Below are 15,838 nucleotides of genomic sequence, written 5' to 3' on the forward strand. Positions count from 1 at the left end.
ATGGTATAATGTAACAAAATTGTAGGGATATTGGCGGTGATTAAATGTACTTAAATATAACAGATTATTATGATTTAAAACAAAAACCTAAGGCGGAAATTGTGTCTAGTAAAACTGAAATAACGACTGATACGTTCTTTGATGAATTGAAGAACTATAATATACATTTGAATTTGCCACAACAAGAAGCTGTGTTAACTGTTAATGGACCAGTTTTAATTGTGGCAGGTGCAGGAAGTGGGAAAACCACGACCTTAACTAGTCGAATTAGTTATATGATAACGAAAAAGCAAATTGATCCAAGGCGTATTTTATTAGTTACGTTTACTAAAAAAGCGAGCACGGAAATGAAAGAACGGCTAAATAATTTACCAAATGGCCGGCTATGTTCCTCTATAAATGTAGGTACGTATCATGCCATATGCTTACAAATTTTAAGAGAAGAAGGCAGGAAATTTGAGGTTCTTTCATCTGATTATCGACGTCACATAATGTTTAAGACCATCTTAAAAAAGTTAAAAGCTAGTGATGATTACACTCCAGAGGGCGTTATGCATGTCATATCAAGTTGGAAAAATCAGTTGATTAGACCGGTCGATGTTAAAGAAATTATGAAAAATCCTGATTTAAGCACAAGTGAAAAAGAAATGTACGAGCTGCTTTATCAGGCTTATAGACTTTATGAAGAACAGAAAGAAAAAGCGAATTTATATGATTTCGATGATTTCTTATTAGAGACATATTATCTATTTAAATATGATGAAGCGGCGTTAAAAAGATACCAAAATCGCTATGAATATGTTCTTTGTGATGAATTTCAAGATGTTTCATTCATTCAATATGAGATTACACGTATGTTAGCGGCTCCTCACAATAATCTATGTGTAGTGGGAGATGATGGGCAGACTATTTATTCGTGGCGCACAGCATCGAGTAAATACATGATTGAATTTAATCAACAATATCAAAATTGTAAACGAATCATCTTGGACATTAATTATCGTTCAACTGCTGACATTGTGGGATTCGGTAACAATATCATTAGACATAATACTAAGCAAATCAAAAAACAATTAAAATCTACTAAACAAGAAAGAAAAGACATTCAATTTAAGATTGCTAAAACACCTGAAGAAGAAGCGGAATTAGTTGTAAAAGAAATCTCTAGGTTAATGGTACAGGGGAAGCGTTATAAGGATATAGCTATACTTTACCGCACGCATACATATTCACGATCAATTTTTGAGGAGCTTGTATTAGCGGACATACCATTCATTCATCATGTGAAAAGTACGGAGAGTTTTTATGACTCACCAAACGTAAAGTTATTTTTAGCAGCAATGCGATTGGCGCTGAATCCTTTCGATTTTGATGCTATCGTCGAAGTAGGACCTTTATTGTATGTTAGTAAAAAAGAAATTCAGGAGACATTACCGATTGCAATAGCGATGCAAACGACTTCTGATCAAAGTTTATTCGAAATTGTCATGAGTTTAATTGCTAATAGAAAAGGTGAATTTCAAAAAGGACAAATATTGATGAAAGTTAGCGAGATTCTATCTTTTAAAACTATGGCACCAAAGGATATTATCCATAGAATCCGAAAAGGGACGATCAATTACGAAAAGCAGCTAGAAGTAGATGCTGCAAAAACAATGACAATACATAAGGATATGATTTTAGAGACACTAGATGAATTTTTAGTATCAGCTTCCCGTTTTAAGACAATTAAAGAATTACTAGATTTTATTGAAAAATTAAAAGCCAAACAAGAAGAGATGGAAAGACTTCGACTGGATCCTAACTTGGATGCATTAGATTTAATGTCAATTCACACTTCTAAAGGCCTTGAGTATGAAGTAGTTTTTGCAATAGGTTGGTTTGAGGATATGATCCCACATATTACAGCAATTGAAGGGTCTAAAAATTCATTGGCCGATTCGAATTTAAAAGGTGAAGAGGCACTATTTGAGGAAAGACGCATTGCCTATGTTTGTGCGACTCGAGCCAAGAAGTTACTGTATTTATCTGTACCCAAACTCTATCACAGCAAAGAAAAGAGTCCGTCGAGGTTTATATTAGAAGGGTTAAAGGGTGAAGAAATAAAGGAAATAGAAAAAGTAGAAACGGAAAAGGCTGAGATATCAAATCAAATCTTCAAGGGTCTTCAAAAGGTAATGAAGGCTTATTTTAAAACGAATTAGGATGCATTCTAATTTTTTAGAATGGAGCATTGCAGGTAAATAAGTTATTTAAACTAGGAAACTAGCATTACGATTGGGAGATATTGTATGAATTTCTTTAAAAAGCTTTTCGCTAAATTTAAGGGTGAAAAAAATGATTCTAATAAAGAAGAGTTAGAAACGAAAAAACAAACGGAACAGAATGTTAAAGCAGAGGCTGAGCAGAGAGCTAGTAGAGTACCCGAACGAAGAGTACGAGAAGAGGCTGAACAAAAACTGAGGGAAATACTTGAACAAAGAGAAAGAAAACAAAGAGCAAAAGAACGAGCCGAACAGCAGGCTAAGGAAGAAGCCGAACGAAAAGCGAGAGAGCAAGCAGAGCAGCAAGTAAGAGAAGAAGCCGAACGAAAAGCCAGAGAACGAGCCGAACAGCAAGCCAAAGAAGCAGCTGAACGAAAAGCGAGAGAGCAAGCAGAGCAGCAAGTAAGAGAAGAAGCCGAACGAAAAGCCAGAGAACGAGCCGAACAGCAGACAAGGGAAGCAGCTGAACGAAGAGCCAGAGAACGAGCAGAGCAACAAGCAAGAGAAGAAGCCGAGCGAAAAGCCAGAGAGCAAGCAGAGCAGCAAGTAAGAGAAGAAGCCGAACGAAAAGTCAGAGAGCAAGAAAGAGAAGAGATTGGACGAAAATTAAAAGAGTTAGAAGAACAAAAAGTAAGGGAATTAGATAACCAGAAAGTAAGTTCATTAATCTCTAATAATGTGAAGCAATCTTATTTAGGACAAATAGTTCAGTACGGACAACACCGCCAGCGTAGAAGCTTTGCGCGTATTAAAGAGGTGCTGGAGCTTCCGAATTTAATTGAAATTCAAACAACCTCTTACGAGTGGTTTCTTGAAGAAGGATTATACGAGATGTTCCGCGATATTTCCCCCATTGAAGATTTTATAGGGAATCTTGCACTAGAATTTATGGATTATACATTGGGTAATCCGAAGTATGATGTAGATGAATGTAAAGAGCGTGGCGTGACATATGCAGCACCATTACGTGTAAAAGTACGTCTTCACAACAAAGAAACAGACGAAGTAAAAGAACAAGATGTCTTCATGGGTGATTTCCCACTAATGACTGAAACTGGCACGTTCGTTATTAATGGTGCCGAGCGCGTTATCGTTTCCCAATTAGTTCGTTCACCTGGTGTATACTATCATGATAAAACTTATAAAAGTGGTAAAAAAGGTTTTGGTGCAACAGTTATTCCGAACCGTGGCGCTTGGTTAGAGTATGAAACAGATATAGAGGATACTGTTTATGTGCGAATTGATCGTACGCGTAAACTTCCGGTTACAGTATTATTACGTGCATTAGGTTTTGGTACAGATGCTGAGATTATCGATATTTTAGGTGATAACGAATATTTACGTAATACACTTGAAAAAGATAATACGGATTGCACTGAAAAGGCACTTTTAGAAATCTATGAGCGTCTTCGTCCGGGTGAACCACCAACTGTAGAAAGTGCAAAAAGTCTATTATATTCACGTTTCTTCGATGCTAAACGCCATGATTTAGCGAATGTAGGACGTTATAAAATGAATAAAAAACTACATATTAAAAATCGTCTGTTCAATCGTACGATTGCAGAAACTCTTGTTGACCCATATACAGGAGAAATTTTAGTTGAAAAAGGTATGGTATTAGATCGTCGTACACTTGATAGAATTATTCCGTATTTAGAAAATGGTATCGGCTTCCGCACATTATCACAAGTTGGTGGCGTGTTAGAAGAAGACGTAACAATTCAATCGATTAAAATCTATGCTCCAAATGATGAAGCGCAAAAAGAAATTAATATTATTTCAAATGCTTATATCGATGAAGAGATAAAAAATATTACACCTGCTGATGTGATTGCTTCAATATCTTATTTCTTTAACTTATTATATGGCGTTGGAAATACAGACGATATCGATCATTTAGGTAACCGTCGTTTACGTTCTGTAGGTGAATTGTTACAAAATCAATTCCGTATTGGATTATCTCATATGGAACGTGTTGTACGTGAACGTATGTCAATCAATGACACTGCGTCTATTGTACCGCAGCAATTAATTAATATTCGTCCAGTTATTGCATCAATTAAAGAGTTCTTTGGTAGCTCGCAATTATCGCAATTCATGGACCAAACAAACCCATTAGCAGAATTAACGCACAAACGTCGTCTTTCTGCATTAGGTCCTGGTGGTTTAACTCGTGAACGTGCTGGTATGGAAGTACGTGACGTTCACTATTCTCACTATGGTCGTATGTGTCCAATTGAGACTCCAGAGGGTCCAAACATTGGATTAATTAACTCATTGTCTTCTTATGCAAAAATAAATAAATTCGGTTTCATTGAAACACCATACCGTAAAGTGGACCCTGAAACGGGTCAAGTAACAGGACAAATTGATTACTTAACTGCAGATGAGGAAGATAACTACATCGTGGCTCAAGCAAACTCGCCATTAAACCCTGATGGTACATTTGCAAATGAAGAAGTTTTAGGTCGTTTCTGTGGAGATAACACAATGTTCAAAAAAGACCGTGTTGACTATATGGACGTATCACCAAAACAAGTCGTATCAGCTGCCACTGCTTGTATACCATTTTTGGAATATGATAATGCAAATAGAGCTTTGATGGGTGCCAATATGCAACGTCAGGCGGTTCCTTTATTAAATCCAGAAGCACCGTTTGTGGGTACTGGTATGGAACATACAAATGCACTCAACTCAGGTGCTGCACTTGTAGCAAAATACTACGGTATTGTGGAACATGTTGAAGGCCGTTCAATTCATGTTCGTCGCATTGAAGAAATTGATGGTAAAGAAGTGAAGGGTGAACTAACGAAATACAAACTTCGAAAATTCATTCGTTCAAACCACGGTACTTCTATTAACCAACGTCCAATCGTAAAAGTCGGCGACCGTGTTAAACCAAAAGACATTTTAGCTGATGGTCCTTCTATGGAGAAAGGTGAACTTGCGTTAGGTCGTAACATGTTAGTTGCCTTTATGGCATGGGAAGGGTTTAACTTTGAGGATGCTGTAATCATGAACGAACGTCTTGTTAAAGATGATGTTTATACTTCATTGCATATTGAAGAATATGAATCAGAATCTCGTGATACAAAACTAGGTCCTGAAGAAATTACGCGTGATATCCCTAACGTTGGGGAAGATGTAATTCGCAACTTAGATGATCGCGGTATTATTCGTGTAGGAGCAGAAGTTAGAGCGGGTGACATTATAGTAGGTAAAGTCACCCCTAAAGCGATTCCTGAGTTAACTGCTGAAGAACGGCTATTACATGCAATCTTCGGAGAGAAAGCTCGAGAAGTTCGGGATACATCTTTACGTGTTCCTAATGGAGCTGATGGCCTCGTTCTTGATGTAAAAGTATTTAACCGTGAAGATGGAGATGAATTACCACCAGGTGTTAACCAATTAATTCGCGTTTATATTGTTCAAAAACGTAAAATTCGTGTTGGGGACAAAATGACCGGACGACATGGTAACAAAGGGGTAATCTCACTCATTTTACCAGAAGAGGATATGCCTTTTATGCCAGATGGCACTCCTATTGATATTATTTTAAATCCGCTAGGGATACCTTCACGTATGAACCTTGGTCAAATATTTGAACTTCATTTAGGAATGGCTGCACGTTATTTAGGGGTTCATATGGCTACACCTGTATTTGACGGTGCAAATGATGAAGATGTTTGGGGAACAATGGAAGAGGCGGGTATGGATCGTGAAGGAAAAATGATTCTTTATGATGGTCGTTCTGGGGAACCATTTGATAACCGAGTATCTGTAGGTATCATGTACATGATCAAAATAGCACACATGGTTGACGATAAACTTCACGCTCGTTCAACAGGTCCTTACTCACTTGTTACGCAACAACCACTTGGAGGAAAAGCTCAGTTCGGTGGTCAACGTTTTGGTGAGATGGAAGTTTGGGCACTTCAAGCATATGGTGCTGCATATACACTACAAGAAATTTTAACAATTAAATCTGATGATGTTGTTGGTCGTGTAAAAACATATGAATCAATTGTTAAAGGTGAAAATATACCAACGCCAGGTGTTCCAGAATCATTTAAAGTATTAATTAAAGAGCTTCAATCATTAGGTTTAGACGTAAAGATGTTAACAATCAATGACGAAGAAGTAGAACTTCCTGATCTTGATGACGAAGATGAACTTCAACCAACTGATGCATTAAATATCTTACCTAAAGAAGAAGATGCAATAGAAATGATTGAATAATTATGTCAGTAAGATGAATGAAACGAGAAGGCAAGTTTTACTATAGACGTATAAACGAAACAGGTAGCCTAAATCAATTTGATCTCAGCTACCTGTTTTTTAATGTGAAAAACCTTATTTCCTCGGCGGTTCACAAGCCCATCCATCGCCATCTCCATCATGCTTTTTAGCGTATGCTGGGTGGTCGGAGTTAACTCCATTTGGATAGTCCTTGCGTAATTCCGTACAATTTTTATACGATTTTACTTCTTCCACTGGTTTTGTTGGAGTTGGTTGTGGCTTTGATTCTGGTTCTGGCTCAGGTGTTGGAGCAGGTTTTTCTGGTGAAGTTGTAGTTTCAACTTTAAACTCTTTTGCATCAACATTAAAAATTGAACCATTTGTCGTTACGGTAATTGTACCGTCTTGAGCTGTTGAGTAGATTTTTGAACCAACTGCTTTTAAATTACTTACGACTTCATCATGAGGATGGCCGTATGAGTTGTCTTTTTCATAGCTTATAATTGTTGCTTGTGGTTTTACTTTTTGTAAAAAGCTAAGGGAGTTACTTGTTGAGGAACCATGATGTGCTGCTTTTAAAATTGTAGAACCTACATTAAACTTAGCGGCAATTACAGATTCAACCTGTGAACCAACATCGCCAGTAAGCAAGAATGACACGTTATTATAAGTAACTTTTAATACGATAGAAGCATCGTTGTTTTCTTCAGCGTTTGGATCTACATGTAACACTTGTACTTTTAATGAAGAGTCTAAGTTGATTGAGTCACCGATTTTCGGTTGGATATATTTTGATCCCTCATTTTTCACCGCCGTTAGTAACTCTCCGTATGTTGCGGTAGTATGCACTTTCCCACTGTTTACGAAGTTATTTACCTGATAAGCAGCAAACACGTCGATTAGTCCCCCGATATGATCTGCATCAGGATGTGTTGCAATTACATAATCAAGTTCACTTACTTTTTCTGATTTTAAATAAGCAACGAGGTCATCTCCCGCTTCTTTTACACCGCCATCGACTAACATTGTTTCTCCATTTGGTGATTCAATTAGAATGGCATCACCTTGGCCAACATCGATGAAATGAACTTGCATTTCTTTTGTTGTTGGGGCTGATGGTGTTGGTGGTGTAGTTGGTTCACCACCTGCATATTTCATTGAACGTGCTAGGAATGCAGAAATGTGGGCGCGTGTTAAATTGTTTCCAGGTTTAAACGTTCCATCTTCATAACCACTTGTGATACCAGCTGCTACTAATTGTCGTACTGCATCATAAGCGAAATGCCCTTTTGGTACGTCTTTGAAGCTAGTATTTCCATTCGGTAAATCATAAGCTCTCGCAATAAATGCAGCCATTTGACCACGTGTTACTTTTTGATTAGGAGCAAATGTTGTATCGCTAGTACCATAAATGATTCCAGCATCGACCGCAGACTGTATGTATCCACTATTTTTATTGCTTTCAGGAACATCGCTAAACTTTGTTGTTCGAGGTGTACCATCTAGCCTGATCGCTTTCGCAACCATTACCGCTACTTCTTCACGAGTAACAATATCGTTTACACCAAAATTCTTTGATACAGATGATATAACGCCTGTATCAAGCAAATACATGATGTCGCCGTATTGACTGTGGCTCGTAGGAACATCATTAAATACTACTTCTGCCTGTGTGTTACTTGGTAGGTAAAGCGAAAATGCTAGTAGAAATGTGAGTAATAACGCAAAATACCTTTTCATCTATTTCATCCTCCTTATTATGTTGAGTATAGAGTAAATGTAATAATTTAACAATTTGAAATTTGGTATTTGGAACGCTTATTATTTTCAATTTGATAGGTGTTTATTATAAAATTACGATTTCCAAATTGCTGAAGCTGCAAGCACTCGAATATGCTCTTCTTCACTATCTAAAGCCTTCACTAGAATATCCCAAGCTTTTTCATAAATTTCACCTTTAGGAACAGTAGGCGATGGGTTTGATTTATTTCCTAGTAGATAAGGTTCTATTTCTGCCATCTGAAATGGATATTTAAATTTAGTAATGGTTGCTCTGTTTTTAAGGTGTTCTCGCACCTGTTCGTTTAAATAGCTTCGTTCGACTGTTGCTAACCATTCAACTGGACGACGATGACACATTCCTTCATCATTATCATAAGCTGGGTCATAAAAATATTCGCCAACCTGCCCAATATGAACATAGTCACCTTCTGTAATCATAACAATATCTGAGGATTGCATAGTGTTAACAAAAGCATTGACCATTCCTTTATGATAAGCCATTGTTTGTCCTTTATATTTCTCGTATGTTGAAGCTAGACGTCGTTCAATTTCATCTGCATCAACATTTGTTAAATCGCCAATTCCTGGCCAACCAATTGCAATGAACTTTTCCTCTAAAAAAAGAGGAAGTCGTTCAGTACCATGTGGTTTTGATTTTAGTTGGAATAAATTCATCCTATTCGCCCCTTCTATTTGTGAGTGTAAAGTGATGTAATTTCTAAATCTTCAACAGTATAGGTAGAACCTGTTACAATACCTGGTGATCTGACTACAGTTTGAACAACCTCATTGTAGTTCGATAAAAGCTCATCTGTTTCAATCCATTTAATGGTACGTTGATGACAAAAGCCATCATGATCGTTGTCTAATGAGGCGAGATATTGATAAGGACCAATGATGCCAATACTGACTTTCTTTTTATTACGCACAAGTAGAACATTTCCAGTTTTCATCGTGTCTATGAAGCACCAAATCGCACCTAACGCATTCCCCAATTGTCCGCCTTTTAATCCGTATACTTCTTGCAATGCCTTTTTTATTTCGCTTTTCGTTTGTACTTCTAAATTTCCAATCATAGGCCAACCAATTCCAACTTTATCGTTCTCAATAAATTCTTTGTAGCGATTAATTCCATGTGGTCGATACTTCATTTGAAACACTTTACCCATCCTCAACACTCCTTTGGATTCCATAAGGATATTTTATAATTAGATAATAATTCCAATAGATAGAAAAGTCAACCCTTAACGTTCATTTGGATTCATTAGGAATTAGAGTGGTTTGTTATGCATTTTCAACTTTTAAAACATACGTTAATTATATTGGAATTACCGAAAAGCTTATATTAAGTTAAACAATAAAAAAATGCTCAGACGAATCGTGATGGAGGGATTACCCAACATCTTGATTCATCTGAGCACTTTTTAAATGGGGTTTCTTCTATAATTCATACTGGATATAACGATAAAGTGCATGCTTCTAATACGCAATTTGACAAAAACGACATCCAGTATGTTTTAAAACAACTTACGAAAGCAAGGCTGTGCCTCGCTTTCGCTCGCTGTTTTAACATACTGGTGCAGCTCTAAGCTTATGGCGTGGTGGAAACCTGCACCACCACACCACAAGCCAAGAGCTGATTTTTGTCAAATCGCTTAGAATTACTGCGTTAAATATTATCACATTATACTTGATAGAAATCTTTGTATTAGCAGTTCCTCGACTTCTGTTTTTAGTGCTTGATTGGCATAGCGAAGGGCAATATCTTCACCAGATGTCGCAATCAGTACATCGCTGAAATACATATCAATTTTTCGCCAACGAACGATTCGAATTTGCTTCTGTGCGAGCTGTCTTTTTTGTGCAGTATAGATAGGGTACAGATGCTTCAGTAGTAGCTCAGTCCATGTGGTATAAAGTTTTTGCATTTTGAGTGTTTCCAATTGAACATAATCATGTTGTAAGGAACGAACGGCTAATTCCAGGACAACGAGTTTATGTAGTGAATGACGATCTAGAAGATTAATCATCGCATTCAGCTGCTTGTATGGCTGTAAAGGAAATAGCTTTTACAATTGTATCTGTCTCAAGTAGTAAGTGCTGCTTGTTTAAATCAATGGCTGTGATGATGCCGGTTATTGTTTGCCAGGTGTCTTGTTTGTAAAGTGTGAAGGTGATGGGCATTTTGAGTTGGTATGCTTGTTGAATAGTTTTGTGTAGTTCCTCTAGTTCCCAATCAGCCTTTTCTTTAGGTGGCATATGATGTAACTTATTTTCCCATGCTCGCAAGCGTTGAATATGCTCTGGTAGCATGAGCGATGTCCACTTGATGGTACCCCTGTCTTTATTCATTGTGTTCACTTCCTTTTATGCTAGATGTCCGCCTACTAGGTCATTTCGTTCAAGAGCTGTGCCTGCTGCTGTATAAGAAGCAGCACGCAAGATTGCGGTTGCGCCGAATTTATCACGAATTGTATCGACTGTGTGTGCGAGCATTTGGCGCTTTTCCTTGTTTGTATCAAATAAATCTAACTGGATACTATGTGCCTGCTCTACATTTGATAAGCGAACGGATAGCTGCCGGGCCGGTTCGCCAACGAAATGAGTATCAAGTAATTCTTTACAGACGGCATAAATCGTCATGGTTTCATTGGTAGGATCACCGATAGTTTTAGAGCGATAAAATCCCTTGGTCATCGCTGCTTGGCTGTATGACAAACCGAGTGAAATCGTACGTCCGACATAGCCAGCTGAACGTGCTCGTTTGGCTACATCCTCACACATTTCGAGTAAGACAACGCATATGTCTGAACGCTTATGATAGTCGCGCATGAGCATTTGTCCCTTACCGAAACTCACTTGCCCTTGAACTAGTGGCTCACCAAATGTGGAGTAGTCAATACCCCATGCATGATAGTACAGTTGATTGCCCATAATCCCAAATTGCTTTTCTAAAGAGGGCAGATCTGCATGCGCTAAATCACCGACGCTAAAAATGCCCATATTGTTTAGTCGTATCTCCATTTGCTTCCCGATGCCCCACATAGCTGATAGAGGGCGAACTGGCCAAAGTTTTGTTGGAACATCGTCATAAGTCCACTTCGCAAAGCCTGATTTTTTCGCGTCCAAATCGAGTGCTAATTTCGCCATCAACATATTGGGTCCCATCCCAACAGCAGAGGGGATACGAAATTGGTTGTAGATTGCTTGTTGTATGGCTTTAGCAGTTTCTACGGGAGACCCCCATAATTGTTCAGTGCCTGTTAGATCGATAAAGCTCTCATCAACGCTGTATACGTGAATCGCCTCTCTTGGAACGAATTGTGCTATGAGCTTTGTGATGGCTACCGACATATCAAGAAAAAAGGACATTTTCGGTTCAAATAGCCGAATATCAGGGTGCTTAGGGATCTCGAAGCGTCGACTCCCTGTTTTAATATGAAATCGTTCTTTCATTGGTGGCGATGCAGCGAGCACAACGCTTCCAGGTTGCCGAAAGTTGGCAATAACGGCAATAGGCACTTTCATCACATCTAATCCTTCCAGCATTGCAATGCAGCTTGCATAGAAGCATTTCATATCGATACATATGATGGAACGGTTGGGTAAAGATTTTGTCATGGAGAGCACCTCACAGAAAAGAACGTTTGTTCCTTTAATTTTAGGAACAAACGTTCTAATTTGCAAGGGGTATGGGGATTATTTATAGTATTTTCTAACTGTACTATCTGAGATTTGAAATATAATAATCTGTACCATCGTATATTACGGTATACGTCAAGTTATATTTTACTAACATCTTGTTTTACAATCTTAATTTGTTTATATGAGTCTACTTTAAATGAGCTGTCTTATATCTAGTATTTAAGTACCTAATGCTTAATCTATAAAGATTTTGCCTATAATCCTACGTTTACAGAATTTATATTAAATAAAAAGTATCTGTTGGTTATATATGGTATATAATTGATTTTTATTGAACTTTAAATAGGGGTGATTGCAATTTTTTTACGTGATATTCAACCAACTGTGCAAAGTATAGCAGAGGCGATAGCAACAGTATTAAAGCTTGAAGTAGAAATTGCAGATGCAGATTATGTAAGGATTGCATGTACAGGAAAGTTACAAATCGATATTTTAAAAAAGTTGGAAGGTAACTTAGTATATAAAACGGTAATGGAAACAAAACAACCGATTATTATTCGTAATCCTGGTTATGAAGAAGTTTGTAAACAATGCCCATTTTACCAAAATTGCATTGAGATGGGGGAAATTAGCGCACCTATTATTTCTAATAATAATGTAATAGGTTTTATTGGTTTAATGGCTATAAATAACACACAGAGACAAAGATTATTTAAAGATGTAGACGGAATTTTATCTTTTCTAAATAAAATGGCAGATTTATTGGCAAGTAAGCTTCAGCAAAGTGCAAATCTACATCAGCTAAAGGCACATTCTGAAAAAATGGATTTAGTTATTAATCTAGTTGATTATGGTGTGCTCATTATTGATGATAAAGGTCAAATTATTCAAAAAAATAAACATGCTCATCGGTTATTAAATCTAGATACTATTTCATTAAATTCAGATGTTATTTCTAAATGGGTGAAGAATTTATTAACTGATGATGAGTATGAAAATAGAACATTTACTTTACAAACACGACCTGTAGATATTCAAACTATCGTTACAAAGAAATTGTTAAGTGATAGTGGGAATCGAAAAGAATACTTAATCATTTTACAAGATGTTAACTATATTCAAACGATTGCAGATAAAACTAAACTAGAAGCAATACGTAAGCTAGATAGTATTATTGGTAAAAGTGAACAGATTCAGCAACTTCGCGAGCATACTCTTATTGTTTCTAGAACGGCTTCCTCAATTTTATTACAAGGTGAAAGTGGGACAGGCAAAGAAGTATTCGCGAAATCGATACATGCTGTTGGAGAACGTAGCAAGAGGGCTTTTATAACGGTGAATTGTGGTGCAATCCCAGAGCATTTGCTTGAAAGTGAATTATTTGGTTACGAGAAGGGGGCGTTTACTGGGGCAAATACACAAGGCAAGGTAGGGAAATTTGAGTTAGCTAACGGTGGAACGATCTTTTTAGATGAGATTGGTGAAATGCCATTACATTTACAAGTAAAGTTGTTACGTGTACTTCAAGAAAATGAAATTGAAAGAGTTGGTGGCACGAAGGTTATTCCGATTGATGTTCGTGTTATAGCAGCTACTAATAAGGATTTGCAATCTTCAGTGAAGGAAGGTGTATTTAGAGAGGACTTATTTTATAGATTAAATGTTGTACCTATTTTTATCCCGCCGTTACGTAGCCGAAAAGAGGATATCCCTGAGTTATGTGATTATTTCATTAGCGAGTACAATGAAATTTTTGGGAAAAATGTGATGGGTTTCGATAGTGAAATGTTGCAAATATTGATGAACTACAGATGGCCAGGTAATGTTCGTGAACTAAAAAACTTTATAGAATATTTGTTTAACTTTATATCTGAGGGATATATTACGCTTAATAATTCTAAAGAGCTTATTGATAAAAAGCTTAAACTAGATTTAATAGAGGAAGAGGAAATGATCTTCTCATTAAAGAGAAATGAGATGGAGCTTATCAAAAAGGCTCTTGAATATGTGAAACAACATAATATGAACGTTGAGGATGCAACCAAATTACTTGGTATTAGTAGAGCGACTTTATTCCGTAAATTAAAAGAGTATCAAAATGTGACTTAATCTCATTTTGATACTTTTTTAGTTTTTAAGGATTCTTTAGCTCTTTTCATTAAAGAATATAGTTTTCTAGTATCAAATTGAGATTTTTATAGTCTGAATAATATGAAAATTATTGGCATCATTCTTGCTTAAAAGATAGTATAAGGTATTTTAGGAGGGGATTATGTGAAAATTGTTGGTTCGGATAAGGCACCGGCAGCAGTTGGTCCATATTCGCAAGGTATAGAAGTAAATGGATTGTTATTTTTATCAGGAATGTTACCGATTAATCCAGATAACGGCGAAATAGAGGTAACGGATGTAAAGAATCAAACAAAACAGGTACTCGATAACATTGTCGCGTTACTAGGAAGTCAGGGATTATCTTTAAATGATGTAGTAAAAGCAACAATCTTTTTACAATCAATGGATGATTTCACAGATGTTAATAATGTATATGCTACTTACTTTAACGAACATAAACCTGCAAGAAGCTGCGTTGCTGTGAAAGAAATACCAAAGAAAGCATTAGTAGAGATTGAAGTTATAGCTAGGACTGTAGGAGGTGCTTAGTGTGGAAAATAATACATTAGTAAAAATTGAAAAACCCGTAAAGTGGGTAAAGAATCGATTCAAAAAGGACGTTTTGGAAGAATCTATTCTTGCAGATTTCAATGTAGATGAAATTGCAGACGTCTACAATTTTCAAAAAACACATAGTTCATTCACACGTACACCATTAAATAAATTAGATGCATTGGCGGAGTACTTACAAGTAAAAGAAATCTTTGTAAAGGATGAATCGTTACGCTTTGGTCTCAATGCATTTAAAGTGTTGGGTGGAATATATGCGATTGCTAAGTATATTGCAAATAAGATTAACATCCCTATTTCAGAGCTATCATTCGATAAGCTTAAATCAGAGGAAGTCAAATCACAGTTAGGGGATTTAACTTTTATTTCTGCAACAGATGGAAATCATGGTAGAGGTGTAGCTTGGGCAGCAAGAGAGCTAGGTTATAAATCTGTTATTTATATGCCTAAAGGATCGTCAGAACAGCGTTTACAAGCCATTCGTAATGAAGGAGCTGTAGCTGAAATTCAAGATGTGAATTACGACGAAACAGTTCGCATTTGTGCACAATTAGCGGAGCAAAATGGATGGGTAATGGTGCAAGATACTGCTTGGGAGGGCTATGAAGAAATTCCTTTATGGATTATGCAAGGCTATTCAGGGATGGCACAGGAAATTGTTGAGCAGCTTAAATCGTACAAATCAACGCCAACACATTTGTTTTTACAAGCAGGTGTAGGTTCATTTGCAGCAGGTATTGCTGGTTACTTCTTACAGGTATATGGAGAAAAGGCTCCTAAAATTGTAGTTGTTGAGCCAAATCAAGCAGATTGCTATTATCAATCATTTAGTTCTCTAGAAGGTACACGTGAATTTGTAACAGGAGATATGGCAACTGAAATGGCTGGTTTAGCTTGTGGTGAACCTAATACCAAGGCTTTTGAATTGTTACGTGCTTACGCAATTGGTTCATTTTCATGCGATGACTTAATAACAGGCTTAGGAATGCGTGTTTATGGTAATCCACTTGGCAACGATGCACGTGTTATTTCAGGTGAATCTGGGGCTGTTACGTTAGGACTTGTTTATTACTTAAAAAAATTCAATCCAGATAAACAAATCATTGATGAATTAGGGTTAGATGAAAACTCAAGTATCGTTTTAATAAGTACTGAGGGAGATACGGATGAAAAGAATTATAGAAAAATAGTCTGGGATGGCGCTTTATCATACACAGAATAGGAGT

General features: G+C 36.9%; 11 protein-coding genes. 5 read left to right on the forward strand and 6 right to left on the reverse strand.

Annotated features, from left to right (window positions below; all coding sequences use genetic code 11):
- Positions 1 to 44: 44 nt before the first annotated feature.
- Both EK386_RS16320 and rpoB read left to right on the forward strand, forming a co-directional pair.
- Positions 45 to 2,204, forward strand: coding sequence for an ATP-dependent helicase (locus EK386_RS16320; RefSeq protein ID WP_126660247.1), 2,160 nt, complete (start codon positions 45 to 47; stop codon positions 2,202 to 2,204).
- Positions 2,205 to 2,291: 87 nt separating this feature from the next.
- Entirely contained in the window at positions 2,292 to 6,503 is a 4,212-nt protein-coding gene (gene rpoB / locus EK386_RS16325) for a DNA-directed RNA polymerase subunit beta (protein ID WP_246027699.1), read from the forward strand.
- A 114-nt stretch (positions 6,504 to 6,617) separates the two neighbouring features.
- On the opposite strand, the gene EK386_RS16330 is transcribed toward rpoB, so the two are convergent.
- From EK386_RS16330 to EK386_RS16355, 6 genes are all read right to left on the reverse strand, one after another.
- Positions 6,618 to 8,243: an S-layer homology domain-containing protein gene (locus EK386_RS16330; RefSeq protein WP_126660248.1), complete on the reverse strand. Its 1,626-nt coding sequence runs from the start codon at positions 8,241 to 8,243 to the stop codon at positions 6,618 to 6,620.
- A 114-nt stretch (positions 8,244 to 8,357) separates the two neighbouring features.
- The gene (locus EK386_RS16335; RefSeq protein WP_126660249.1) at positions 8,358 to 8,960 is read right to left on the reverse strand and encodes a DUF8426 domain-containing protein; all 603 of its coding nucleotides are present in this window, start codon (positions 8,958 to 8,960) and stop codon (positions 8,358 to 8,360) included.
- Positions 8,961 to 8,974: 14 nt separating this feature from the next.
- The gene (locus tag EK386_RS16340) at positions 8,975 to 9,454 is read right to left on the reverse strand and encodes a DUF8426 domain-containing protein (protein ID WP_126660250.1); all 480 of its coding nucleotides are present in this window, start codon (positions 9,452 to 9,454) and stop codon (positions 8,975 to 8,977) included.
- Between the two features lie 510 nt (positions 9,455 to 9,964).
- Positions 9,965 to 10,315 (reverse strand): YhjD family protein, encoded by a 351-nt coding sequence (locus EK386_RS16345; RefSeq protein ID WP_126660251.1) that lies wholly within the window; start codon positions 10,313 to 10,315, stop codon positions 9,965 to 9,967.
- Positions 10,308 to 10,637: a YolD-like family protein gene (locus EK386_RS16350; protein WP_126660252.1), complete on the reverse strand. Its 330-nt coding sequence runs from the start codon at positions 10,635 to 10,637 to the stop codon at positions 10,308 to 10,310. The genes EK386_RS16345 and EK386_RS16350 overlap by 8 nt, the downstream gene beginning before the upstream one ends.
- 15 nt (positions 10,638 to 10,652) lie before the next feature.
- Positions 10,653 to 11,906 carry a Y-family DNA polymerase gene (locus EK386_RS16355; protein WP_126660253.1) on the reverse strand — a complete coding sequence of 418 codons (1,254 nt, stop codon included), beginning with the start codon at positions 11,904 to 11,906 and terminating at the stop codon, positions 10,653 to 10,655.
- Positions 11,907 to 12,278: 372 nt separating this feature from the next.
- Here EK386_RS16355 and EK386_RS16360 point away from each other — a divergent pair, with 372 nt between their 5' ends.
- The 3 genes from EK386_RS16360 to dpaL all read left to right on the forward strand — a co-directional run bounded on the left by EK386_RS16360 (position 12,279) and on the right by dpaL (position 15,834).
- A complete protein-coding gene (locus EK386_RS16360) occupies positions 12,279 to 14,039 on the forward strand; it encodes a sigma-54-dependent Fis family transcriptional regulator (RefSeq protein ID WP_126660254.1) in 1,761 nt (586 codons plus the stop codon).
- 165 nt (positions 14,040 to 14,204) lie between these two features.
- On the forward strand, positions 14,205 to 14,591 hold the full coding sequence (locus EK386_RS16365) for a RidA family protein (RefSeq protein ID WP_126660255.1): 387 nt from the start codon (positions 14,205 to 14,207) through the stop codon (positions 14,589 to 14,591).
- 1 nt (position 14,592) lies between these two features.
- Complete coding sequence (gene dpaL / locus EK386_RS16370) at positions 14,593 to 15,834, forward strand: diaminopropionate ammonia-lyase (protein WP_246027700.1); 1,242 nt, start codon at positions 14,593 to 14,595, stop codon at positions 15,832 to 15,834.
- Positions 15,835 to 15,838 lie beyond the last annotated feature (4 nt).

The organism is Lysinibacillus antri (assembly GCF_003977595.1).
In the GTDB taxonomy this organism is placed as follows: domain Bacteria; phylum Bacillota; class Bacilli; order Bacillales_A; family Planococcaceae; genus Ureibacillus; species Ureibacillus antri.

Excerpts from the sequence above, each read along its gene's own strand:
- EK386_RS16330 (WP_126660248.1), bottom strand. The coding sequence starts at position 8,243 with ATGAAAAGGTATTTTGCGTTATTACTCACATTTCTACTAGCATTTTCG.
- rpoB (WP_246027699.1), top strand. The coding sequence starts at position 2,292 with ATGAATTTCTTTAAAAAGCTTTTCGCTAAATTTAAGGGTGAAAAAAAT.
- EK386_RS16320 (WP_126660247.1), top strand. The coding sequence starts at position 45 with ATGTACTTAAATATAACAGATTATTATGATTTAAAACAAAAACCTAAG.
- EK386_RS16355 (WP_126660253.1), bottom strand. The coding sequence starts at position 11,906 with ATGACAAAATCTTTACCCAACCGTTCCATCATATGTATCGATATGAAA.
- EK386_RS16345 (WP_126660251.1), bottom strand. The coding sequence starts at position 10,315 with ATGATTAATCTTCTAGATCGTCATTCACTACATAAACTCGTTGTCCTG.
- EK386_RS16340 (WP_126660250.1), bottom strand. The coding sequence starts at position 9,454 with ATGGGTAAAGTGTTTCAAATGAAGTATCGACCACATGGAATTAATCGC.
- EK386_RS16350 (WP_126660252.1), bottom strand. The coding sequence starts at position 10,637 with ATGAATAAAGACAGGGGTACCATCAAGTGGACATCGCTCATGCTACCA.
- EK386_RS16335 (WP_126660249.1), bottom strand. The coding sequence starts at position 8,960 with ATGAATTTATTCCAACTAAAATCAAAACCACATGGTACTGAACGACTT.